The sequence below is a fragment of the Legionella busanensis genome, assembly GCF_900461525.1.
In the GTDB taxonomy this organism is placed as follows: domain Bacteria; phylum Pseudomonadota; class Gammaproteobacteria; order Legionellales; family Legionellaceae; genus Legionella_C; species Legionella_C busanensis.
In genome coordinates this window covers 1,280,262-1,304,538 of the sequence record NZ_UGOD01000001.1, presented here as the reverse complement: position 1 = coordinate 1,304,538, position 24,277 = coordinate 1,280,262, and the positions used below count along the sequence as shown (strand labels likewise).

Below are 24,277 nucleotides of genomic sequence, written 5' to 3'. Positions count from 1 at the left end.
AAGTTTTTGAACAATATCTCTATGACTTTGGTTGCTCTTTTAACCAAATTAATAATATTGCTCCAACTATTAAATAAATAGGTAAAATAGTTAAAGCTATACGGTAACTACTTAATGAGAATACATGTAGTCCATTAACTATTTTTCCATCCCAAGTTAAATCTAATAATTTACCAATAAAAGGTTCTGTTATAGCATCTAAGATAGCGTCACTTGTATTAAGCATAGCAGCGATAGTTGCTGTTAATGCTAGCGGATTCGCTTCTTTTGCAATGGCAAAAACAAGCATAAAAGCGCCCAAGCCAAAACCAAATAAAAATAATAAAAATGTTAAAATACCATATGAAAGAGAAGAGCTAAATAGAACAATTGTTATTGCGATACAAGACAACAGTGTGCTAAAAAACATAATCTCACGTCGATTATCTAATTTATCTGATAGTAAACCTAAAAGAGGACTACCTAAACCTAGCCCAATAAATACACAAGATATCATAGAAGCAGCTTGTGTTTTACTTAAATGATAGGCTTGTTCTAAAAATGGATTTCCCCAAAGACCACCAAAAACTGCAATAGGTGAAAATGCTAATCCACTATAGAGAGTTAGTAACCAATTCTGCTTATTTCTTAGCGTTTGTTTAATATCTTTAAATGTAATGTTATTTCGCACAATAGAATGAATTTGCTTATCACGGACAGTAAAAGAAAACAAACATGCTAAAAAAAGGCCTACTATGCCTACTAAAAGTAGGCAATGTCGCCAACCGAAGTTAGCAATTAGCCAAGCTAACGGCGCTTGTCCAAAAACAGCGCCAGCCATTGCGGCTGTAGCCAATAAACCACTGATAAAAGCATAGTGCCTAGGTTCAAACCAAGTAGCAGCTAATTTCATATAAGCAACTGTAGCAAACGCTACACCTATACCCATAAGTCCCCGCGCCAAGCTAGCTATTAATATTGTTTGTGATTGGGAAAATATTAAAACACCTACCGCAGCGCTAAAAACAGCTAAAGTGGTAAACCAGCGTGTACTGTATTTATCAAGCAAAATACCAACAAAGAGTTGCATAATCATATAGGTATAATAAAAAGTGGCTGCCAAGCCACCTAAACCAGCCCCACTTAGATTAAATTGCTGCATTAAATCAGCCGTAATAATACTTGGGAAAACCTGTAAAATATATTTATAAAAGAGAAATCCTGCTGCTAAGGTAATTACTAAAATAGGATAAGCAGCAAACTTTTTAACATTAGATTTTTTCGGAGGTCTATTAATTTCTAAAACTGATCTTGCCATTATTCGTACTCTCTTAAATTTAATCGATAATTAAAATACGATCTGCGGAGCGAGCACATGTCGTTAAGAGCCCTGTCTTAACGCTTTTAATCGCTCATCGTTAAGACAGGCAAATAATGTTAATAATGGCTATAAGACGAATAATCGAAGGTAGAAGCCGAGCAATATAGTTTGAAGAAAAAAATAACAAGTTATTACTTGGCTGATTCATTGCTAATTCAACTATATTTGATATAAATAAAAGCAGAGAGTTTTATTCTTGCATAAAGTTTTTTTTCATGCAACTTATTTCCATAGCTATTTTTTTATCTAAAAAGAGAAAAATTATTTTCTAGATGCGAATTGATAAAAAAATCCTTTTGCTGCCATAAGTTCTTGATAGTTACCTGACTCTATGCAACGACCTTGATCAATAACATAAATAATATCAGCATCGACAATTGTGCTAAGTCTGTGCGCAATAACTAAGCGAGTAATGTTGAGCATTTGTAAATATTGCTTAATTTGTGCTTGGACTTTATTGTCTAGCGCACTAGTGGCTTCATCTAATAATAGAATCCTAGGCTTATTACTTAGTGCACGCGCTAAATTGACACGCTGTATTTCTCCTCCGGAAAGCATCTGAATCCCATCATTAATTAATGTATCAATACCCATAGGAAGATCTCGGAGAAAATTTTCTAATCCAACATACCTTGCAATTTCATACGCCTCCTCACGTGATAAAGTGCTGTTGTTCCCACAAATATTCTCATAGATAGTGCCTGGGATTAACTGGGTTGTTTGCATCACAACGCCTAACTGATTTCTTAAAGAATTTAAGTTGATATTTTTTAAATCGACTCCACTGTATTTAATAGCCCCAGACTCAGGATAATCGAGACTTAATAAAAGCCGAAAAATAGTTGATTTCCCGGCGCCCGATGGCCCAACAAAAGCGGTAAAAGACCCTGGCATAATATCAATATTTAAATTTGTAAATAGAGGTTTTTCATTACCAGGATAACGAAAAACAATATCTTGCATAACAATATGCCCATCTAATAAATCAATTTTATTTTTCCCCTTCTCTTGTTCAGGAATACTGGCAAAGATAGTTTTAGCTTTTTGAAATAAAGGGATAATTTCAATACTTTCACTTATAACAGCTGTTAGTTCTAAAAAAGCATTAAAAAACTGAATAAAAGCGGCATTAAAAATAATAAAACTACTGAAGCTTAATATGTTACTACGCCAAATAACTAAAGCATAAATAATAAGTATACTTATCCCCATAAAACCAGTTGTAAAAATGTGATTTATATTAATTAATTTATTAGCAATAAATTTTGAGTGGATTTTCGCAGCATATTCTTTCTCCCAGAACTGAAAAGCATTTTTTGCTTTATTAGCTACCCGTATTTTGCTTATAGAAGCTAATAAACCGAGTAAAATACCACTAATTTTAGTTTGCTTAGTTGTCAACCGTTTGCTTACTTTTAATAATCGTAAGTTTATAGCAAATACAAAAACGACCATAATAAACACAAGGAACATAGCAGTTAATGCTAGATAAACATCGATAAAAAACATCAGAATTAAATAAGTAACTGATAAAATACCAGCAATAATTGTTGAAATAACCCGCTCACCTAACTCTTGTTGAATTAAACTAACGACACTGACGCGGAAACTTAAATCTCCAGCTGTAAACTGTTTAAAAAAAGAAATTGGTAATTTTAATAATCTATCCCACATTGCTGTTTGTATACGGTGCTGAGCTCTAAATCGCATACCTAAAAAGATAATATCTTGTAAAAAATGAAGTAAACTGATAATTACACCAATTATTACTAATAAAATCGCATATTGAATTAATAACGAATAATTAGAATAAGGAATAACTTGCTCAAAAAGCATCCCTGTAATAACTGGAATTGTCGTTAAAAAAAATGCGGCTAAAACATGAAAAAATATAACTTTACGCATTTCCTTTTTTAGAAAAGAAAAAGTAAATTTTAATACATCAATAATAGAAACATTTTTTTCTGGTAAGGATGGATAAAGCATATAAGCATGATGATGTATATTCTTAGCTATCTTTTCATCTACTAATCGCCGTTCTCCTGTTTTACTGTTTATAATTTCATAGCCATACTTTCTAGGAAGAAGTGCGCAGCAATGGTGATTAAAAAAGGCAATTAGTGGACCAGCATCATTTTTCCACCACTTATTTTTTAAACGAACCCGACGAATACGTAATAAATTATGATTGGCTACAGTCTGAAGATAATCTGCCGAATTAAATTGATTAATATCAGCTGTAGGCTTACTTAATTTAATTTTTAAATAATTAGCTACTAATTTACAAGCTGCAAAATGAATATCAAAAAAATCGGTTAAAGAGGTATGATTTTGTTTTTTTGATGAATAAACTTTCTTTAAAAGTTTTATATAAAGCAGTGGAATTTTATCATAACTCATATTTTTCATTCTCCACTAACTCTTTATATAAACCAGACTCTGTTATTAATTGCTTATGTGTCCCATGCTGAATAATTTGTCCTTCATTGACAACATAAATATGATCGCAAGCAAATACAGCACTTAAGCGGTGGGCAATAATGACTAAAGTACAATTAATTTTACGTAAATTTTCATAAATTGCAGATTCAAGAAATGGGTCCATAGCAGAAGTTGCTTCATCAAGAATAAGTAATTGCGGTTTTAATAACAAAGCTCTTGCTAATTCTAAACGCTGCCGCTGGCCACCACTTAAGTTCACACCACCTTCAAGTAATTTAAGATTTAACCCACCTCTTAATAAAAGATCTTTATCCAAATAGACCTGTTCTAAAACAGCAAGTAGTTCTTTATCTGTAAATTTATTATCCCAATAAGAAAGGTTGTCACGTACACTTCCTGCAAAAAGAAAAACATTTTGATCTACATACGTAATAAAGTTACTTAGTAAATTACGATTAAGTTCACTATAAGGAATATTCTTAAATAAAATTTCACCTGATAAAGGTGTATTTAAACCACAAATTAGTTTAGCAAGACTTGATTTACCACTACCACTGGGGCCAACTATAGCTATTTGTTCTCTTTGCTTTATCGTCATAGATAATGAATCAATAACAGGTGGATCAAGAGGAGAATAACTAAAGGCTAGTTGATTAATTTTTAAAATGGGATTGATATCTTTTTGTAAAAGGTCTGCATTAAATTGACTTAACTTAAAAAGTGGATCGATTCGCGTATCAACAATATCTTTTAAGCGAATCATATCGCCCTTCATTTGAAATAAATTACTAAAAAAATTGGTAATTGCATCAAGTGGGGTAAGAAAATTAAGTATTAAGACTTGAATTGCTATAATTGATCCGATAGTTAACTCGCCTCTCATAACGAAAAAGGCGCCTAGAAAAATAACAGATAAACTTGCTATTAAATTAAAAAAGCTAGGAATAGCTGACGTAATAATTTTCATTAGTAAAAGTTTATGCTCAGCTGTTAAGAATTTTGTATAGAAAGAAGCCCATCGATTAAAGAAATATTGCTCTAAAGCAGAAATTTTTAATGTTTCAATAATTTGAATTCCATTGGCCTCTATTCCTTCTAATTTTCCTCTATCTCCTGCATACTTACGTCCTAGATCGGTTAACTTGCGTCGACTAATAATTAAGACACTCATATTTAAAAGAACTAATAGCAATAAAACCAACCAAATTTGCCAGCTTAAAATGAATATTACCAAGCCAAAACTAATAACTTTTAAAGTATTTACAACTAGCTCGGGCAAATCTTTGGCTATAACTGCGGCAATTCTTTCATTGATCATACTTCGTTCAACAATTTCTCCATTTGAACGTTGCTGAAAAAAATTAATAGGAATATGGAGTAGATGCCAGAAAAAGTTTACTGAATTCATCGCATCTAATTTAATATTTAAGTGATTAAGAAACTTTAATTGTAGCCATGTCAGTAAAACCGTCATTAACGTTGTAAATAATAGGCCCAATAGAACAAAGCCAATTAAACTTCTCTGATTATCAATCAGTAAATAATCAATAAAGGCTTTAGTAAAAATAGGAATAGCAATATTAGGAATGATCAAAAGAGCTGTAACTAAAATGATAAAAAATAAAGCAGTATAATTTTGTTTTAATCTAGTAAAAAGAAAATTTTGAATAGAAAACTCAGGTTTACCGCCCTTCTTAAAAGAAACACCTGGCGTTAAAACTAAGATAACACCGGTATATTCTCGCTCAAATTCATCCCAACTGATATTACGGGGGCCTGTAGCAGGATCGTTTAAATAAACTTTTTTCTTTGAAAAACCCTCAACAACTAAAAAATGATTGAAGCTCCAATATACAATAAAGGGTACTTTTTTTTCTTTTAATTCTTCTATTTCAAGGTTAGCTCCATAAGCTTCCATACCATAATTTCGTGCAGCTTTTACAATATTGATGGCTTTTGTACCATCTCGAGAGACGCCGCAAGCATATCTTAATTCCTCAGCGGTAACATATTTTCCATAGTGAGCGAGAATAATAGCTAATGACGCTGCGCCACATTCTGTCGCTTCCATTTGTAAAATAGTTGGTGTTTTTACTCGCTTCTGTCTAGGGCGCTTAATTTCCATAATAAAATAATTATAGATGGCGTTACTATTAATTGTAGAAGTTAAAAAGTAAAGCAATAGGATGTTTAGTTTCTATATTAATCATAACCTCAACAAGCGTTCCTTGCGTTAATTGAATATTAGGTCCCAAACGGCTTGTCCACTGAAAACCACTTGGCGTGTGCAAATCCCTATTCATAAGTACTTTAACGGACATTAATGGTTCTTGACTTAAAAAAGATGAAACGAGTTGCTGATTTTTTAATATAGCCATCATACTTTCTTGGGTCACTGGTAAAAGAGAGATGCTTTGCACATGGCCTTTAATAGTGCCATACTCCAATTTATTAATAATAGTAGGCGTAATTTGAGCACTCATACCAGGTTTTAGCAACTTACCTTTGCGCGCTGGTACGAAAACTAAAGCATATAAATCTTGCACTTTCGGGATAATACTTAACAAAGCTTCTCCTGCTTTTGTATAATCCCCTGGTCTTACCCTGACTTCAGCAACAATGCCATTTACAGGGCTTGTAATAACCTGCGATTCTTGTAACTTTCGTTTTAAAAGTGCAACTTGTTCTTCAGCTTTAAGTACATTTAAAGCAAGTTCACGCTCACGTTCAAGCCATTTATCTTTTAGCTCAATTAGATTAGCTTTTTGCGAGATTAAATCAGCTTCATGTGAATTAATTTCTTGTAGTAAACGATAGTATTCAACTCGCGTCTCTGTCACATTAGGTAAATCGATAATCCCTTTTTTTAATGCTTTTTCCTTTAAAACAAGCATGATTTGTAATTGCTTAAGTTTTTGCCGCGCCGCATTTAAACTATCATTGATTTTAATAATTTGCTCATTTTGATTTTGTTCTAACGTAGAAACAATTTGCTTTGAGCGGGCATTTAAGTTTTTTTGCTCGTTCTGTAATTTTGTTAAAAATTGTTGGCTTGTGTTTAATTCTAAAGCAACCTCATTAGTATAAGAAACCAATGCGCTGCCTTTGCTTATTTGATCACCAGGCTTTATATAAACATCCTTTACCTTTCCTTCTACTGTTGGAGCTTGTACAGTCACTACATCGCTACTAACAGCCATTAATACCCCTTTGCCCTCTACTCGAATAAATAAAGTGCCTTTGAATAACCAAATACAAAATACGCCAATAATAAGAAAAAACACGAAAAACAATAACCAATATTTTGGCGTAATAACCTGGATTACGTCTTCATTCAATGTGGGACGATTAATTTGCTCCAGCGCTTTTTTACGAAAAACAATGCCCTTTTTCTTATTCATTTTTATCTTTAATTAATTGATTTTGAGTTTGTCTTAGCCGTTGTGCAAGCAATGGTAATAACTCAAGAGCAATTTCAGGATATGCTTGTAATTGAGCTTTGAAATCCCACTGAGTTATAATTAATGCCTCAGTTGGTAACAGTGCAACCGCACTAGCGGAGCGAGGTAAGCTATCAATAATAGCTAACTCACCCAGTATTTCACCTTGAGCTACTTTAGCAATAGGAATACGTTTATTATTAGATTCATAAAATATTTCAACCAAGCCTTTACTAATGATAAAGCATTTATCACCTTGCTCACCTTGTCTAATTAAATATTCACCTTCGGCAAAAGTCTCTTTTTGAGCAAGGCTGGCAATGCGCCATAATATAGCTTTTCTTAATTTAGAAAATAAGGGAGAAACTTGAAGAATTTTTAAGGCGTCCATTTCCTTTTCTGGTGCGTTCACAAATATTTCCAGCGTTTAACCTACTATAAAGTATAGTTAAAAATAATAGGTTATCCTTAACCCATTCATTTAAAATAAATAATTATTTTATACCTATGGAATATGACTAATTAACAAGAATAATAGTTTTATAACATCATTAATATTAATTGTTAGACATTTAATTAATTTAATGAATTATAATCTAAGGAGTCCTATGACCTATATCTTGTAGGTCTATAATCTCTTGTGCTGATATCCCTTGTAGCTCTTGTAGTATCTTTATCAATTGCTCGCCTAGCTGTTATATCAGCATCAGCCCTAACCTCTTTTCTACCACCAGATATATTTTCTAAATCGGCGTCCGTTAAATGCTCATCTTTTTCTTTTATATTTGGGTTTCTAACGGTATTAGATTGCTTGCGAATACCCATATCACACCTCACAACTTAACTTATGCAATTAAATTATAGATCAATTTTTAACCACACAAACAGCTATGATCATATTCAACTAGAAAATGTTAAATAAAATTATACACTTTAAGGCTCATATCATGAGTAGATATATTAATTTATTATTAAAAATTAGTAAGTTAAATTTTTTTGAATGGTTAATTTAATTTCTATAAATTATTTATTTGTTTGTAACAATAAAATAGAATAATTTAAATTAATTACTTCCCTCAAGCTTCTCAAGCCTGATAACCTTAATGATAACTATTAAACTTTTGAAAGAGCAGCAAAACTCAATTCCAGCATTGGCCCAACTCTGGTATACCGCCCTTGGTAAAATTTGGATGCCTAATACACCTATTAGTATTGTTAAAGAGCGTTTTGAGTCACATTTAAATGATAATACCCTGCCACTTACGTTGGTAGCTTTTCATCATGATGAACCGGTGGGAATGTGTTCTCTGCGCATAAATGATGGTATTCGACCTGATTTAATGCCTTGGCTAGGTTCCTTAGCAGTTCACAGTGATTATCAAAATCAAGGTATTGGTGAACAATTAATTAAATCTATTAAAGAAAAAGCAAAAGAATTAGGATTTAATGAGCTTTATCTGTTCGCATTTGATAAAACAATTCCTAAGTATTACGAGCGTTTAGGCTGGCATATCATAGATACAGATGAATATAACTCACATCCTGTAACAGTTATGACAATAAAATTAATCTAATAATAACTAAGATAATCGTATCCTTATGATTAAAAAAACTTTATTTTTGACTTTAGTAATACTAAAAGCAAGCTGTGCAGCGCCGCAGTTTAAGTTAGCCGAGCCTATAGTTGATGACCGCTATGAATTTAACACACAAGCATTATGCGCCACAGCAAAAGAAACACTCGCTTACCTTGATAAAGGAGCGGACTATGATCCCGAAGTTATTCATCCAGGTAAAGCTATACAAATACCTCTTGATAGAATTAAGATGACATTAAAATTTGTTTGCGAACATCAAAATGAGTTAAATAACCCTGATTTTATACAAAAGCACTTTGAATTTATCCGTTGGTACCCTGATCAAAAGCAAGCAAAACCATTTGCGACTGCTAAACCTTTAATTAAGAATTTACCAGCTGATCAAATTTTAATGACTAAATATTATGTGCACATTGCCAAAGCAGCTGAAAAACCTTTAGAAAATAAATCATTTGCTTTATATGCCTTACCGCAAGATGAACAAAATTTAACTCTAGAAGAGGCTAATCAAAAACCAGAACTCACTCGTTTTCAGTTTGGTAAACAAGCCATATTAAAAGGCGCTTTAACAAATAAAAATGTTTCCGCTTTAGCTTATGTTAGCCGGGACGATCTAGAAGCAGCATTAATGCAAGGGACCATTGTTGCCGATTTTGGCCGCTATAAAAAGATTTTTAATGTACACCGTAATAACAATATTGCTTATGATTCTCTAAAAAAACCGACACAACAAGAACGTTTTTGGTATTTTAAATCAGTACAAGGCATTCAAGGTTATGGCAAAGATGCTGATTACAAAATTACTGTCAATCCAGAAGTGACTTTTGCCGCTGATCTTAAGCAGTTAGGACTTGGTAAATTATTGATGATCCAGTATCGAAATAGGATTGGCCAAATAATTTCTCGAGCAGGAATTTTAGCTGATACAGGCGGCGCTTTTGCGGATAACTTATATCAAGTTGACTTTCTTGCAGGCACATATTCAAGTAAGGATGCTTATAATCAAGCTACTAGAAATATCCCTAACTATGTTGCTGCCTATTTCCTAGTTTTAAAAGATGATAGTAAAAAAGCTTAAATTAAATTTTAAAGCTGAAGTTAGCGATTATAGAAGTTAAAAGTTATGTATTATAACACTTACTTCAGCTTTGTTTTAAAGACTAGTAATCATCAAAACCTAAAACAACTAAGATGCAAGCTCCACCTGCAATAATATTTATTCCGGCTTTCTCACAACGATCAATTGAATAATTACTCTCAGCGCCTGGCTGCATCCAAATATTTTTAATACCTACTTCTAATGCTTCTTCAACTATTTTATCAGTCACACTTGGTGGTGTGATAATTGAAATACTTTCTACATCTCCTGGCAAATCTGCAACTGATTGGATGCTAGATAAACCTTCAATAGTACTTTCGCGAGGGTTAATTGGATAGACTTGCATATTATGCTGCATATAACAGCGCAATACTTTATTACCATATTTGGCTCGATTGCTAGAAGCACCTACGACTCCATACGCTTTCGATTGTAAAAAAAGATCAATATTATTCATAATTTTCTATCCCTAGCTGATTTAATTTCTTTTAACAATTTTAAATTTCATTACCATGCTGACTTAAACGATTACTTATTTTAAGTATGACTTACTTTAAAGCTACATGTCTTTTAGTAAAGCATATATAATTAGCTAAAAATTTTCTTGATAATTGAATATGAACGATACGCGAAATAAACATTGGTCTAAAATAGAGTACTTACATGAAGTTGTCAAAAACCCGAATATACATATTAAGGGAACACACAGTTATTACAGTGATGCTTGGACTGGTAGCTTTGAAGAAACAGTCGTTAGATATCTTTATGGTGATGAATATAGTTTAAAAAGTTGGCAGCCACAATGGTCTATTGATCAATTGTATATTGGCGATTATGTATGTATTGCTGCGGAAGTCATCATTATGCTAGGTGGAAATCATACACATCGTGCTGATTGGTTTAGTCTTTATCCATTTCCAGAATATAGTGTGCAAGCTTATAAAGCTAAAGGTGATACTATTATTCACGATGGTGCTTGGCTTGGTATGCGCTCGATGATCATGCCGGGTATCACTATAGGCGAAGGCGCCATTATTGGTGCTAATGCTGTAGTAACCAAAGATGTTGCTCCTTATTGTATTGTTGCAGGAAATCCAGCTAAAGTTATTCGTAAACGTTTTGATGATAAGACAATTGAACGACTGCTCAAATTAGCTATTTATACGTGGTCAGAGGAGAAATTTAATTCACTTAAAACTCATCTTTGCAATTATGACCTTAATGCTTTAGAAGAGGCCAGTTTGGCTTATGATAAATTTTTAGATAATCCTTAGAAGTTGCTAGAATAATTAAAGCTTCATACTCTAGTTCTCTTTTAATCTCTTAATTTACAATAAGGATAATTTAAGTATAATAACTTAGGTTGCCTTTTAGTAATTATCAAGGATTTATTATACCTTATTTCGAGCCATGGAACGCTAGTGTTACAACGTTCCTGTGGTTTATTCACCTGCTTTGACGTTATTATCTAGCAGAGTATACAAATTAAAACAGTAGCTTTAGATTGCCACTGTTAAATCATTCAAGTAATAACCGATAAACACACTGGCAATAAGCTCAGAATATAAATAAGATGACATAATTTAGATGCACCTTAGGTATCGAACTAGCTAAATGTTTACAAAATAAGAGCAAGCCTAGGTCAAATAAGAGCCTTTAAGAATTAATGCTACTCCAAAAGAATTTGGGCTTGGATTTTTATATAGGGAGATTTTTTGTGAAAAAGATATGGATATTCTTTTTAAGTTTTATTTGTTGTTTATCTGCTGCATCATTTGCTGCGAACACTCTCTTAAAAACTAACGTGGTTCATACTACCGTACAACGCATACCTATACCTGTTAAAGTAACCGTTAAAAATGAAAATTGGGTCGAAACCATTTCAATTTGCAACACAACTTCAAATCCTATTCCCTTAAATGATATTGAATTTAATTTTAATTATGCTGTGACAATGCCAACCAATATATGGGGACAACCTTGGGCAGCATGGCATGTACAAAGCCAAACTGGTAGTCAGGTTGTGTTATTAGGTGGAACACCTTATACGCCTGCTTTACAGCCCGATCCAAATTGTATTAACCCATTAACTATACAATTTAGTGCTTCCCCTGATACACCTGCGCCAACAGGACCTTTTGTTTTCAAAGCATCGGGTACACCATCAACTGAAAACGGTAAATTAAACATCACTATGCCACCCATACCAGAAACTGGATTAACCAATCCTCAGGTTACACTTACAGGCATGGGACAAACATTAACGCGTACTGTTGCTTGGGGAACAATATGGGATATTAGTAATTTAGTTGCGGGTTCATACACTGTTACTTCCTCTAATGTAGGTAACGGGCAACATACTTATCAAGCCAATCCCATCAATACAACTGTAAAAGCTAATGAAACGACAGAAGTAGCGGTAAAATATACACTGACAACTACCAATACAGGCAATTTGACATTAACTATACCGACCTTGCCTGTTGATGGCCTAAATAATCCTACTATAACTGTTCAAGGAATGGGAAAAACTCTCAATCAAACTGTCACTTGGGGTACACAGTGGAAGCTCACTAATCTCGCTGTAGGTGATTACACAGTGACTTCTTCTACCGTTACAAATGATACTGATACCTATCAAGCTGATCCAATATCTATTACGGTTATGCCTAATCAAACAGCTCAGGCTGCAATAAAATATACAATTATTTCTGCTGGCACAGCTAATCTTAGTATTAATATGCTTGATGCACCAGAAGCAGGATTAAGTAATCCGATAATAACTATTGAAGGCATGGGAAAAACTTTCAATAAAACCCTTGCTTGGGGAACAAAATGGGATCTTACCCAGCTTGCTATAGGTACCTATAAAGTTACATCATCTACTGTTAGTAATGGCACGCATATTTATCAAGCAATTCCAGTTAACGTGACCCTATGCGCTACCAATCCTGCTAGGGTAACAATGATTTATACTATGGGATCTACTAACACTGGTAATTTAACTATTAACTTGCCATCCACACCAGAAACAGGACTAATAAACCCTCAATTAACAGTAAAAGGTGCTGGCCAAACTTTTAATCAAACAGTAGCTTGGGGTAATTCATGGCAATTAACTAAGCTTGGTGTAGGTGATTATACTATTACATCTTCAACCTTAAATAATGGTACCCATACTTATCAGGCAAACCCCATTAATACCAGTGTTTCTGCTACTTCAACAACGCCGTTAAAACTTGTTTATAAGCCAGTCAACACTAATCGTCCAAGCTCTTGGACTAATATTAAACATGTTGTCATTATTGTATTTGAAAATGAAAATTCAGGTAACGTATTGAATCAACCATTTTTTAAATCACTAACAACCCGTGGAGCTCATCTAGAGCAATACTCAGCGCTCACGCACCCATCACAACCCAATTATCTTGCTTTAATAAGTGGTAGTACATTTAGCGTTACCGATGATAGTATTCATAATATTAACGCTAAACATCTTGGGAATTTATTAAATGCGAAGGGTTTAAGTTGGAAATCGTATGCTGAAGCCTATCCGGATAATTGCTTCCAAGGATCTAAAAGTGGAACTTATTATCGTAAACACGAACCTTTTATTAACTTTATTAATGTTCAAAACAGTCCAGATGAATGTGCTAAAATTGTACCTGGCGAACAGTTTTTCTCAGATTTAGCTGCAGATAGATTACCTACCTATTCTTTATATGTACCTGATATCAATAATGATGGTCATGACACAGGTATAGCGTTTGCAGATAAATATTTTTCTAAAACCTTTGGCCCGATACTTAATAATGCAAATATAATGAGTAATACTCTTTTTATTATTACCTTCGATGAAGACGATGGCAGTGCTGGCAATAAAATTTATACCACTTTTGTTGGGGCTGGTGTAAAACCAGGTGCTACTAGTACGGTTAAATATACTCATTATAGCACCTTAAAAACTATTGAAGATATCTTTCAATTAGGCACGTTAGGCGTGAATGATCAAAGTGCAGCCGAAATTTTAGATATTTGGGAATTTTAGCTTATTAAAGTTGCAAGAAAAATAGCTTATGCGTTGAAATTAATACAGTTGAAAAATTTAACTTCATTTTATAAGCCTTTATAGCAGCGCTGTTTGCAAACAAACAGCGCAAACATTTTGAAATCCTGCAATTTAACACACCTAAAAGAGGCAAATCGTTTGTAAACTTTTGCCCATAATATGTAGAGTGGAGGATGCTTGAACAACAGTCAATCCAGAAATAGTTTTAATTAAATATTATCTTTTTAGTTAACATCTTTTATATTGTAATAATTAATTTTTCTTTAACGACATTGCTTTTCAAGCCAGCATTCATCAGTTACTTCATCACAAACTTCAAATGTTTCACAGACAGGATAATATTCTCTTTGAACTGGAATATTGATGACAATATTTGGGATAGGCAACCAACCATAACTAAAGCCAAAGCCGGCATCATAATCATGATAATGTCTATTACCGAAATACCAACCACCATACCAAGCATTTGCATCGGTATATATCAAGCAACTTAAGAGAAATAGACCGGCTATTATTTTAATTTTCTTAATTATCATGTCTTCTCCGATCAATTATTGAGCAAAATAAAGCTCTAATTTTACTCACTTCGTTATAAAACATTCTAATTCTCTCTATTGTTAAATCCAGAGTCAATAGCTCTCTCTTTCCAAATTGACGATAATGAGACAAGGTCGGTCGAAAACAGGGCTGAAAAGGCTCTGTGTCACGAATTAAATGAGTATCCTCCATTTACATGGGGACAAGCTTTGAAGAATTTTTTTCAGCCGACCTTGTCTCATCAATGGCAGTTTGGAAAAAGGGCTTATAGAATTGTAAAATTAAATGAGTAATTAATACGTTAGCTTGTTAGCAGTTTCGTTTTAAGAAAAAAATTTTGATATTATAAACCAAGAAAATATTGGCTTAAATTAAGCCAACTTATTTATAATAGATTAGATTATCGAAATTGCCCCATTATGGAGCAATTGAACTAAATCATTTTACATAAACGGGCACAGGAGGCTGATCAAAGCTATAGATTAAACCAAAGGCAACTTGAGCAGTATAGGGGGTAATTTTTGTATGTTTAGCAACAGAGCCAAAAGGATCAAAAGTACGACTCTTTACGTGATCATAGTGAGTTTGACTATAATCCATCATACCAATCCAGTGAGGTGCAAATGCATGTCTTACACCTAACCCAAAGCGAATGCCATCTAAATCATTCTTGCTACTATTTATACTTGGATCAGATTCACGAATTTTAAGCCGCCCATTAGCATAGCCAACTCGTCCATAAAATAGAGTATTTTCTGATAGAAAATAACCTGGAAGTAAACTTACGCCAAAGCTACGTTTAATCGTAAAGGTTGTCTTAGAAAAGTTACCACGTAAATATTCATCATTAGTAAGCTTATATTCAAGTGAACTTATATTTGCATTACCTTCTGCAGCTAAATAGAATCGATCAAAAGCTCGGCCATAGCCGCCAAAAATTGAGCCAAACACACCTACACCTGCAAAACGATTTTTATCAATAACGTCAAAATTATCTGTAGCATAAATAGTAGTACGTGTAACATGTGAACGTTGAAAAAAAAGTGCGCCTTCAGGACCAGTACTGGCACCAATATAAAAGCCTGCAAAACACGGTGTAATACTTAATGAAAGAAGAAGACTTGAACTTATTTTCCCTAACATAAACGTCCTATAGTATAAATTAAAAGAAGTTCGATTCTATTTAAGAATATAAAATAATTCAATAGACCTTTTTCCAAATTGGCAGTGATGAGAGAAGGCTAGTACCCAAAAATCTGAAAAAGCACAGTGTATGTGCAATATATAAGTATTTTAAAAATCTTTTTTAGCAAGATTAGCCATCAATGGCAGTTTAGAAAAAGACCAATTGTTAATGCTATAAAAAATGAGGTGTTTTTTACTAAAATCCTAAAGTTTATTTTTTTAAAGACGATGATATATCTGAAAACAGTTATTGCTTAATTATTTAAAGGAATTGTTATGAAAACTTTTCTTAAAAAATTTTTCTTAAGAAATAGCGCCCCAAAAGAAATGCTAAAAGATAAAATGGTTTACGTAATTAGTACAGATCGTAGTAATGGGGCGAAAAAATAATATCATTTAAGTTGTGAGTAAATGCTTAAAGGCCCGTTAAAATTATGCCACCATAAAGAATAATTAATAAAATTAAGTAAACTCAATCAATGAAAACTTATATTGCTAAGTTTTTTTTCGGCAAACTTGGTAAGTAATGTATTTGCCGCTAACTGTGCTGATTTTTCCTGTGTCATAAATTCAATTGAAGTAGCAAATCCTAAATCGTCATCTATATTGGTTAATACATTATGTTTTATAGCAGGCTTTATTCTTTCAATCATCGCCTCCATAGCCATATCATCAATAAAAATTAAATTTTTTTGCTTATGTTTTATCATTTCTAATAATGTTGTATGTAAAACATACTTAAGAACATAGATAGCAAATTCACTTGCCTCATCCAGATTATCTAAGGAAATCAAATTAGTTTCATCGTGTAGATAAGAAAATTCATAATCATAAGGTGAGAAATCATTGTTAATTGTATTAATAGTATCTGAATTAACATACTGACAACGAAAAAAATACAAAATTTTTATTTCACTTGTTGATTCGATAATTTGAAAACATCCTTGAAAGATAAAGGGTGTCTCCCAAATTGCAACTAGAATAAGTGTTTCTATGTTAATTTTAGTAGGCTGTAACATCATTATTACCATTAAATAAATTTTAATAGTATAGCTTACTTTTAATTATTAGAATTTAAATAAACTATCTAAATGTCTAAAGTAAAATGCCTAACGGACGAATAAATCTAATACCCCTCATTAATCACGTTTAGAAATATAACTCATAAGGATTATTATGCAAACTCCTATTCCGTTCGCTAACGCTCATTTTATGCTAATCAATAGTTTTATAAATTATAATGTATCCCCACACTGGATTTATACATCTAAACCATTTGCCCGTATTAAAGTGACCAAAAAGATTAAATTTAATAATAATAAAATGGTAGTAAATTGCTAAATAAAATATCAAAAAAATTGAAAAAAAGCGGACCTGCTATTTTTGTTTCTTATGGTGTACTATCAAAATAGATTGATTTTTTTACCTTTAGGAAATAATCTGGCAATCTATCTGGGTATTGAACAAATTGATAAGATGTTTTTAATTGGCAGGATAATAGAAAAACAAGGAATTCATATGAAAAAAAATGCCGCCATGGTTATTTTAACGTTAATATCAAGTTGCGCGTTTTCTGAGTCAGTTGACAACCCTTTCGGACCAAATGTTTATATTTTTGATAGCAGTATGCAGTCTAGTGAAATTAATAACACGATAAGACGGATATACGAACAACAGCGTTTCAATGAATTCGGTGAACAGCGCTATACATTTATGTTTATGCCAGGCCAATATGGAGCTAATGAAAATATCGATGTTAGAACAGGATATTATACGCATGTTTTAGGACTAGGTGCCAATCCAAACGATACAATAATAACTGGTGCTGTACGTACGCAAGATGCGCCTCCGCATGATCCAAGCCATCCTGATCGTGGTCCAGGCGCATTAACTAATTTCTGGCGAGGCGCTGAAAATCTTACTATTATCCCAACCTTAGGCTCATTAGGTTATCCAAATGCTATTCCTAAAGATCAGAATGTCTGGGCTGTCTCTCAAGCAACCTTCTTACGTAGAATTAATATTTTACAAGGTTCATTACGATTATGGGAAATAGGATATTCAAGTGGCGGCTTTCTTGCTAATTCTAATATTGAAAGAGGAATTTATTCTGGTTCACAACAGCAGTGGTTGACTCGAAATTCAACCTTTGGACGCTGGGAAGGTGCAAATTGGAGCATGGTCTTTGTTGGCGATATTGGTGCAGTTCCTGATGGAACTTGGCCTAATCCCTCTATTACCGTTGTGGAGAAGGCTCCTATAATACGAGAAAAACCTTATATTTACTTTAATAAAAGTGCTAATCAGTTCTATTTAAAGCGCCCTAATATGAGGACAGATGCAACAGGAACAGATTGGAATATTAGTGGAAAATCTCTTCCTATTACGAGCTGCTTTATTGCTAAGCCAAGCAACTCAATAACGGAAATGAACTCAGCTTTACAAAACCAAACATATCCATGTTTAATACTCACGCCGGGTGTGTATCATTTAAATGATTCGATTCGAATAACACGAAGTAATACTATTGTTTACGGTTTAGGACTTGCGACGCTCGTTAGCGATACAGGTAAACCAGCGATGATCGTCAACGACCTTAGTGGTATTCAATTGGCAGGACTTTTATTCGATGCCGGCCCAGTCTACTCATCAAAATTATTACAAATAGGCGATGGTAAGTGCAATAATCGATCACATGCTAGCAATCCTATTTTCCTATATGATCTTTTTTGTCGAGTTGGGGGGCCTTCCCAGTTAGGTCAAACAGAAAGCTGTCTAGAAATAAATAGCAATGATGTGATTGGTGATAATCTTTGGATGTGGCGTGCTGACCATGGAAGTCATGTTGGATGGCATACTAACAAAGGTAATAATGGTATTACAGTTAATGGTAATAATGTAATAATGTACAACTTAATGGTCGAGCATTTTCAAAAGTATCAAACGGTTTGGAATGGTAATAACGGTAAGGTTTATCAATACCAATCAGAAATCCCCTATGACCCACCTAATCAAGCTGAGTGGCAAAATGGTTCAATTAATGGCTACGCATCTTATAAAATTGGGAATTATGTTGACACACATCAACTATTAGGAGCCGGTATATATAGTTATTTTCGTGATGCTACAAATGTTTATCTAGAAAGTGCAATTGAATCCCCGTTAAAATCGACAATTGATTTAGAACATATTGTCTTATTTTGGTTAGATGGAAGGGATAATACGGGTATTAGGCATGTTGTTAATAATGTTGGAGATGGGGTTTATCCGTGGAATCGTCGCAGTAATTTAGGAAAGTGGCCATAAAATAATTAAATAGAAACAATGAAATTTTAAACTTAAGAATTTTAAGTTAATAATGAACTGCCTTAGCGTAAGAAAGCTTATTTATCTTAGGAAAGTTACTTTATTTGTAGTGGTTTAAATTACAAATTAATAAATCTACTTTATACGGTAACGTCCTAAGATGAATAAGATAGCCTTGTAACTAGCATTAGGCTTGCCAGCATTATTTTAGTAGTATTATGTAAATTTATAAGTTTGAGGGTTGGATGCGAAAATTATTAATTAGTTTTTTTATTATTAACTGTTTTTACAGTTTTTCCTTAAATGCTGAATCGGTAACTACCAATCAAACGCCTGAAGCCGATAATGAAATACATCACTATATTTCTCGCAGTTGGGATGTATTAACACGTGATAATAGAAATCTTTTTAAATCTTGGTTTGATAGCAAATTGCCTGAAGAAAAACTAATTATCTATGTACCTAAAGGCGAAGATATCGAGGCGGTAAAATTAAATGCAACCCAACACCTACCAAGCGATACCGTAAAATGGATAGAATTTCGCTATTTACCAAAAAATATTAATTCAATAAAAGAGCATGGCTTGCTCTATTTGCCTTTTCCCTATGTGGTTCCTGGTGGTAGATTTAATGAAATGTACGGATGGGATAGCTACTTTATTGAATTAGGATTACTAGAGCACAATCGTCTGCAGCTTGCTAAGAATATGGTAGATAATTTAATTTATGAAGTTAAGCATTATGGTACTATTTTAAATGCCAACAGAACATATTATTTAGAGCGTTCACATCCACCGTTATTAACAGAGATGATTCTTGCTTATTATTATAAAACTCAAGATAAAGAATGGTTAAAATCGACACTGCCAGCAATTAATAAATTATATCGTTACTGGACCCAACCACCCCATTTAATACCAAAATTAGGACTTTCCCGTTATTATGCTGGTGGTTCAGGACCCTGTCCTGAAGAATCGCCTACTTACTACTCTAAAGTAATCGATTACTTTCAAACGCATGATGTGACTGATTATGAAAAAACACTTTACTACAATGAGCATACTAAAAAACTAACGCCTTTATTTTATCGTGCCGATCGTACTGTTAGAGAATCTGGTTTTGATATTACCGCTAAATTTGGCCCCTTTAGTGCCGCAATTATGGATTACGCCCCTGTTGATTTAAATGTCTTACTCTATAAATTGGAGCAAGAAAGTCAGGAAATTTACACGATTTTAAAGCAAGAAAAAATAGCCAATGTATGGAAAAATAGAGCTCAAAGAAGAGCAAAATTGATAAATCGGTATTTATGGGATGCACGTACTGGTTATTATTTTGATTATAATTTTAAAACTAAAAAGCTACGAAATTATTCATACGCTACAACTTTTTATCCCCTCTGGGCTGGTATCGCATCAAAAAAACAAGCCCAAGCTCTTATTAATAATCTGCCTAATTTTCTTGAAAAAGGCGGACTTTTGACCAGTAAACATTATCCTGGTCTTCAATGGGATGCGCCATTTGGTTGGGCACCTCTTCACTATTTTACCGTATTTGGCTTAGAAAATTATGGCTATAGGCAACTTGCTCACGATGTAGCTAATCGGTTTATTAAAACAGTAGAAAAGGGGTATGAACAAGCTCATACAATCTTTGAAAAATATGATGTGGAAGAACGCAGTATTCATACGGTCGATAAAATTAAATTTAGTTATAAAACGAATGAAACCGGGTTTGGTTGGACTAATGGCGTTTATTTAGTTTTTATTAATTTTATAAAAAAAGCGCCAATAAAAGCTAATATTTTACCAGCAGCAACGCCTCAATCATAATATGATAGTTTATTAAATAGAATAATTCTTAGGAGAGGTCACTGTTTTAATAAAAGATTAATTTAGGTAGATTAAGCACTTACATTTTTATATAGCTCACTCGATAAATTACATTGGCATGATCATCTGAAATTAATAAGGACCCATCTGGCAATGTTAAACTGTCTACCGGTCTTCCCCACACTTTATCTCCCTGAAGCCAGCCTGTAATAAATGGCTTCACCTCACTAACTTGATTTTCATTTAATTTAACAGTAACAACCTGATAACCTACTTTTTGTTTACGGTTCCAAGAGCCATGCTCAATAATAAAAAGTTGACCATAATAGTCAGCTGGAAATAAATTTCCTGTATAGAACGTAGCGCCAAGCGCAGCCACATGAGCGGGTAATTCAAATACTGTTGGTGTAAACTCATTACAAGCTCGTAATTTCCCAAATTGCGGATCAGCTATATTTTTACCATGGCAATAGGGAAAACCGAAATTCATGCCTTTTTTAGGTGCATAGTTTAATTCATCAGGAGGGCTATTATCGCCTAGCCAATCCCGTCCATTATCGGTAAACCACAACTTATGGTGAAGGGGATCCCAATCAAAACCAACTGTATTACGTATTCCTTGCGCGTAAACCTCTAAATGACTACCATCTGAGTCCATTCTCATAATAGTAGCAAAACGTATGTCTGTGCTTAAACAAGCGTTGCAAGGAGCGCCTATACCGATATAAAGTTTAGTATCTGGCCCAAAACGTATAAAACGCCAGCCATGTGCATCTTCGCTCGGTAAATTATTATTAATGATTATAGGCTTAGGCGGATTTAATAAATGGTTCTCAATATTGTCAAAACGTAAAATACGATTAGTTTCTGCAACGTATAAATTCCCTTTATAAAAAGCAACACCATTAGGCTTATTTAAACCCTTGGCGATTGTTATAACGCGAGTACCAGAAGTATCATTATTGTTTTTAAGCACAGCATAGACTTTTCCCTCACTGATTGAACCCACAAAAACAATATTATTATTTCCTAAGGCCATTTGCCGAGCGCCAGGTACAGGATAAGCGTAAATATCAATTTTAAATCCAGCTGGATACTTCAATAAATGTAATGGTAAGGCATGTATGAAAGTTGTATTTAATATAAGTAAAATTAAAGGTAGCCGATAAAAATTCATTTTTCACCTTTGAATATGGTTATGAAGTATACTTAATTGTTTTATAAATAATTACAACTATAGCACCTCCCACTAAGCTTTATCCTGTATCATAAACTTGCTTGTTTTAGCCCTAAACTTATTTATACATTCTGTTGCCAAAGGAACTTGCTACTTATCTAAAACTTAGTGAGAAATGCTATAACTAAATCTTACCTATAGAATCTTCTAATTATTAGTTTATTAAGCTTATAATTGTTAATTAAAGTTAAGATCGATCTTTTTCTAAACTTAATGTGTTAAAGTAAGTACAAAAACTAAGGAGTATCAATCAATAAATAAGTATCTTTTGTAAATGTAATAAAAACTAATCGTAATTAAGCTCTTTCATTATTAAAGGGTCTAATTACTTCAGTTTCTTAAAGATTAAGTTGTTTTTATCATAACAAAAATAAAGGAATACATGGAATGAAAACCCAAGATATTAAAAACAACCCAGAAGAAAAAATAATAACTCTACATGAAAATCCTATTTCAGATCTTAATAACGCTACCCAAGAAGACACGCAAATTGAGAAACAAGATAAACTTAATCAAATTACCTCAACTAAAGAACAATTAGCGAAAATTAAAATAGAATTAGATAAGATGATTGATGCATTTGCTCAAAATAGAAGTCTCTTATCAAGAGCTGCAAAGTTTTGGGGTGAATTACCCTGGTGGCAAAAAGTTATAGCAGGTTCAATTATCTTCGTCCCTCTTTTAGCCATAAGTTTTATTACACATATTTTAGTACTTATTGTTATCAGTTTATTTTCATTACTTGCTTTTGTAGGAGGTAGTTTTTTATTAGATAACCACCATCAGCAAAGCCAAAACGATAAAAGTGATCTTAAAACAGGTATTTTAAGTTTGGCGGATACGTTAGGTACGGTTATAGAGTCACTTGAGCAATTAAGACAAGATTTAGCAAATGAAATAACTAAATTCCAAACTGAAAATGAGCATTTAAAGTTGCTTGTAGAAGAACTCAGTAAGCAAGTTGATCAATTAAAAGTACAAGTGAGCCATTTAGTGGATGTCGAACAACAATTAGATGTAACAAAAGAAAAGCTACAAAAAACGTCTGCAAAATTTTCGACTGCTGTTGAAGAACATAAAAAATTATTAGAACAAAATAAATTGCAATTAGAAAAAACGATTCAAGATTATGAGGAATCCCAAGCCCAATTATCAGCTAAAATTTTAGAACTTGATGAGGTTAAAACTAAAATGGGCATTGATTTAGAACAAGCTAATTTAGTTGCACAAACCTTACGAGAAACGACTGAAGAATTCTATAAAACTTTAAATTCTGATGAATCCCAACAAGCTAGCTTTAAGGAACGAATAAATGAATTTCTTATGGATCGATCGAAAGGCCTTGATCAACTTGTAGATAGCAATAAGGAAATAAGAAATAAACTTCATGCTGTTCAGGAAGAATTAAAATTATCTAATGAACGTTATAATGAGCTCTTAAAACGACAAGAAGAACATTTAGATCGATTAGATAAGGTTTGTAATCCATCCTCTACAAGCTTAAGTCCCACAGCTAACCTTAAAAAAATAGGGTTTTATGCTATTGATGACACAAAAAACAGAAGCACTTTGCCAGATGCAGCAATTTCTACCTCTCCAACATACAGTAATTAAAGGGTAGATAAAAAATTTATAACTTCTATAATATAGAGCTTACTAAAACACTTAATCTATTGGATAAAATTAACATTTTGATTAATCTGTTTAAGTAAAGCTCTATTGGGCAGTAGTTTATTGTTAGCTTTTTTTATTTTAAAGTGATTCATATTAACTTTAATGAACAAGCTATTTTAATCCAGAATATAAAAGTTTATCTTTATTTACCGTTACCGCCCACATTTGCCCGTCCTTAGTTAATCTATAATTGGATAATAAGTGTTTCAATAACTTTATTTAGAGCTATTAATCCTAATTAACTTATTTTTATCAATAGGGAGAAAGTGTATGCAGAAAGTCACTAGCATTTGCTTTTTAGGTTTAACTTACCTTTCAGTAGGCTACGCTAATGCTAATGCTGAGTTTAATTTACAGGAAGACAAGAGTGCTCAAAGCCGCTGTATACAACAAGTTTTAGCAGACTGCACGCAAAAATGCGAGCAAGATAGTGGCAAAAACTGTATACAGCTATGTAGTGAAACTGCTACAAATGAGTGCCGACAAGCCGGACAATAA

General features: G+C 33.1%; 19 protein-coding genes. 8 read left to right on the top strand and 11 right to left on the bottom strand.

The window, feature by feature from the left end; translation table 11 throughout:
- Nucleotides 1-19: 19 nt before the first annotated feature.
- From DYH30_RS05910 to DYH30_RS05885, 6 genes are all read right to left on the bottom strand, one after another.
- Complete coding sequence (locus DYH30_RS05910) at nucleotides 20-1,297, bottom strand: MFS transporter (protein WP_115330762.1); 1,278 nt, start codon at nucleotides 1,295-1,297, stop codon at nucleotides 20-22.
- A 324-nt stretch (nucleotides 1,298-1,621) separates the two neighbouring features.
- Nucleotides 1,622-3,760 carry an ATP-binding cassette domain-containing protein gene (locus DYH30_RS05905; protein ID WP_160116162.1) on the bottom strand — a complete coding sequence of 713 codons (2,139 nt, stop codon included), beginning with the start codon at nucleotides 3,758-3,760 and terminating at the stop codon, nucleotides 1,622-1,624.
- Nucleotides 3,750-5,927, bottom strand: a complete 2,178-nt coding sequence (locus DYH30_RS05900) for a cysteine peptidase family C39 domain-containing protein (protein ID WP_131740589.1) — start codon at nucleotides 5,925-5,927, stop codon at nucleotides 3,750-3,752. The genes DYH30_RS05905 and DYH30_RS05900 overlap by 11 nt, the downstream gene beginning before the upstream one ends.
- A gap of 28 nt (nucleotides 5,928-5,955) precedes the next feature.
- Nucleotides 5,956-7,203 (bottom strand): NHLP bacteriocin system secretion protein, encoded by a 1,248-nt coding sequence (locus tag DYH30_RS05895; protein ID WP_115330759.1) that lies wholly within the window; start codon nucleotides 7,201-7,203, stop codon nucleotides 5,956-5,958.
- Nucleotides 7,196-7,654, bottom strand: a complete 459-nt coding sequence (locus DYH30_RS05890) for a cyclic nucleotide-binding domain-containing protein (RefSeq protein WP_115330758.1) — start codon at nucleotides 7,652-7,654, stop codon at nucleotides 7,196-7,198. Before DYH30_RS05890 ends, DYH30_RS05895 begins: the two co-directional genes overlap by 8 nt.
- Before the next feature lie 194 nt (nucleotides 7,655-7,848).
- Entirely contained in the window at nucleotides 7,849-8,067 is a 219-nt protein-coding gene (locus DYH30_RS05885; RefSeq protein WP_115330757.1) for a hypothetical protein, read from the bottom strand.
- A 278-nt stretch (nucleotides 8,068-8,345) separates the two neighbouring features.
- Here DYH30_RS05885 and DYH30_RS05880 point away from each other — a divergent pair, with 278 nt between their 5' ends.
- Nucleotides 8,346-8,816, top strand: a complete 471-nt coding sequence (locus DYH30_RS05880) for a GNAT family N-acetyltransferase (RefSeq protein WP_115330756.1) — start codon at nucleotides 8,346-8,348, stop codon at nucleotides 8,814-8,816.
- A 25-nt stretch (nucleotides 8,817-8,841) separates the two neighbouring features.
- Nucleotides 8,842-9,918: a hypothetical protein gene (locus DYH30_RS05875; protein ID WP_115330755.1), complete on the top strand. Its 1,077-nt coding sequence runs from the start codon at nucleotides 8,842-8,844 to the stop codon at nucleotides 9,916-9,918.
- A gap of 82 nt (nucleotides 9,919-10,000) precedes the next feature.
- Here the strand turns inward: DYH30_RS05875 and DYH30_RS05870 are convergent, their stop codons facing one another.
- Nucleotides 10,001-10,396, bottom strand: a complete 396-nt coding sequence (locus DYH30_RS05870; RefSeq protein WP_115330754.1) for a CoA-binding protein — start codon at nucleotides 10,394-10,396, stop codon at nucleotides 10,001-10,003.
- 160 nt (nucleotides 10,397-10,556) lie between these two features.
- Here DYH30_RS05870 and DYH30_RS18550 point away from each other — a divergent pair, with 160 nt between their 5' ends.
- Both DYH30_RS18550 and DYH30_RS05860 read left to right on the top strand, forming a co-directional pair.
- Nucleotides 10,557-11,213: a CatB-related O-acetyltransferase gene (locus tag DYH30_RS18550; RefSeq protein WP_115330753.1), complete on the top strand. Its 657-nt coding sequence runs from the start codon at nucleotides 10,557-10,559 to the stop codon at nucleotides 11,211-11,213.
- Between the two features lie 443 nt (nucleotides 11,214-11,656).
- Nucleotides 11,657-13,987, top strand: a complete 2,331-nt coding sequence (locus DYH30_RS05860; protein ID WP_160116161.1) for an alkaline phosphatase family protein — start codon at nucleotides 11,657-11,659, stop codon at nucleotides 13,985-13,987.
- 284 nt (nucleotides 13,988-14,271) lie between these two features.
- Here DYH30_RS05860 and DYH30_RS05855 read toward each other — a convergent pair whose 3' ends face one another.
- The 3 genes from DYH30_RS05855 to DYH30_RS05845 form a co-directional block, all read right to left on the bottom strand.
- On the bottom strand, nucleotides 14,272-14,544 hold the full coding sequence (locus DYH30_RS05855) for a hypothetical protein (RefSeq protein WP_242604640.1): 273 nt from the start codon (nucleotides 14,542-14,544) through the stop codon (nucleotides 14,272-14,274).
- Between the two features lie 439 nt (nucleotides 14,545-14,983).
- Complete coding sequence (locus DYH30_RS05850) at nucleotides 14,984-15,688, bottom strand: outer membrane protein (RefSeq protein WP_115330751.1); 705 nt, start codon at nucleotides 15,686-15,688, stop codon at nucleotides 14,984-14,986.
- 518 nt (nucleotides 15,689-16,206) lie between these two features.
- Nucleotides 16,207-16,752 (bottom strand): hypothetical protein, encoded by a 546-nt coding sequence (locus DYH30_RS05845; protein ID WP_131740587.1) that lies wholly within the window; start codon nucleotides 16,750-16,752, stop codon nucleotides 16,207-16,209.
- 496 nt (nucleotides 16,753-17,248) lie between these two features.
- On the opposite strand from DYH30_RS05845, the gene DYH30_RS05840 reads away from it, so the two are divergent.
- Together DYH30_RS05840 and DYH30_RS05835 are read left to right on the top strand one after the other, a co-directional pair.
- Nucleotides 17,249-19,036 carry a hypothetical protein gene (locus DYH30_RS05840; protein WP_131740585.1) on the top strand — a complete coding sequence of 596 codons (1,788 nt, stop codon included), beginning with the start codon at nucleotides 17,249-17,251 and terminating at the stop codon, nucleotides 19,034-19,036.
- Between the two features lie 245 nt (nucleotides 19,037-19,281).
- Complete coding sequence (locus DYH30_RS05835) at nucleotides 19,282-20,868, top strand: trehalase family glycosidase (RefSeq protein WP_115330748.1); 1,587 nt, start codon at nucleotides 19,282-19,284, stop codon at nucleotides 20,866-20,868.
- 79 nt (nucleotides 20,869-20,947) lie between these two features.
- On the opposite strand, the gene DYH30_RS05830 is transcribed toward DYH30_RS05835, so the two are convergent.
- Nucleotides 20,948-22,045, bottom strand: coding sequence for a PQQ-dependent sugar dehydrogenase (locus DYH30_RS05830; protein ID WP_115330747.1), 1,098 nt, complete (start codon nucleotides 22,043-22,045; stop codon nucleotides 20,948-20,950).
- A 447-nt stretch (nucleotides 22,046-22,492) separates the two neighbouring features.
- Here DYH30_RS05830 and DYH30_RS05825 point away from each other — a divergent pair, with 447 nt between their 5' ends.
- Both DYH30_RS05825 and DYH30_RS05820 read left to right on the top strand, forming a co-directional pair.
- Nucleotides 22,493-23,719 carry a LegC2/C7 family Dot/Icm T4SS effector gene (locus tag DYH30_RS05825; protein ID WP_115330746.1) on the top strand — a complete coding sequence of 409 codons (1,227 nt, stop codon included), beginning with the start codon at nucleotides 22,493-22,495 and terminating at the stop codon, nucleotides 23,717-23,719.
- 330 nt (nucleotides 23,720-24,049) lie between these two features.
- The gene (locus tag DYH30_RS05820; RefSeq protein WP_115330745.1) at nucleotides 24,050-24,277 is read left to right on the top strand and encodes a hypothetical protein; all 228 of its coding nucleotides are present in this window, start codon (nucleotides 24,050-24,052) and stop codon (nucleotides 24,275-24,277) included.

Bases quoted from the DNA above. Each gene is read 5' to 3' on its own strand.
- DYH30_RS05905 (WP_160116162.1), bottom strand. From the start codon at position 3,760: ATGAGTTATGATAAAATTCCACTGCTTTATATAAAACTTTTAAAGAAA.
- DYH30_RS05870 (WP_115330754.1), bottom strand. From the start codon at position 10,396: ATGAATAATATTGATCTTTTTTTACAATCGAAAGCGTATGGAGTCGTA.
- DYH30_RS05885 (WP_115330757.1), bottom strand. From the start codon at position 8,067: ATGGGTATTCGCAAGCAATCTAATACCGTTAGAAACCCAAATATAAAA.
- DYH30_RS05835 (WP_115330748.1), top strand. From the start codon at position 19,282: ATGCGAAAATTATTAATTAGTTTTTTTATTATTAACTGTTTTTACAGT.
- DYH30_RS05820 (WP_115330745.1), top strand. From the start codon at position 24,050: ATGCAGAAAGTCACTAGCATTTGCTTTTTAGGTTTAACTTACCTTTCA.
- DYH30_RS05840 (WP_131740585.1), top strand. From the start codon at position 17,249: ATGAAAAAAAATGCCGCCATGGTTATTTTAACGTTAATATCAAGTTGC.
- DYH30_RS05855 (WP_242604640.1), bottom strand. From the start codon at position 14,544: ATGATAATTAAGAAAATTAAAATAATAGCCGGTCTATTTCTCTTAAGT.
- DYH30_RS18550 (WP_115330753.1), top strand. From the start codon at position 10,557: ATGAACGATACGCGAAATAAACATTGGTCTAAAATAGAGTACTTACAT.
- DYH30_RS05895 (WP_115330759.1), bottom strand. From the start codon at position 7,203: ATGAATAAGAAAAAGGGCATTGTTTTTCGTAAAAAAGCGCTGGAGCAA.
- DYH30_RS05830 (WP_115330747.1), bottom strand. From the start codon at position 22,045: ATGAATTTTTATCGGCTACCTTTAATTTTACTTATATTAAATACAACT.
- DYH30_RS05900 (WP_131740589.1), bottom strand. From the start codon at position 5,927: ATGGAAATTAAGCGCCCTAGACAGAAGCGAGTAAAAACACCAACTATT.
- DYH30_RS05845 (WP_131740587.1), bottom strand. From the start codon at position 16,752: ATGATGTTACAGCCTACTAAAATTAACATAGAAACACTTATTCTAGTT.
- DYH30_RS05875 (WP_115330755.1), top strand. From the start codon at position 8,842: ATGATTAAAAAAACTTTATTTTTGACTTTAGTAATACTAAAAGCAAGC.
- DYH30_RS05825 (WP_115330746.1), top strand. From the start codon at position 22,493: ATGAAAACCCAAGATATTAAAAACAACCCAGAAGAAAAAATAATAACT.
- DYH30_RS05910 (WP_115330762.1), bottom strand. From the start codon at position 1,297: ATGGCAAGATCAGTTTTAGAAATTAATAGACCTCCGAAAAAATCTAAT.
- DYH30_RS05850 (WP_115330751.1), bottom strand. From the start codon at position 15,688: ATGTTAGGGAAAATAAGTTCAAGTCTTCTTCTTTCATTAAGTATTACA.
- DYH30_RS05880 (WP_115330756.1), top strand. From the start codon at position 8,346: ATGATAACTATTAAACTTTTGAAAGAGCAGCAAAACTCAATTCCAGCA.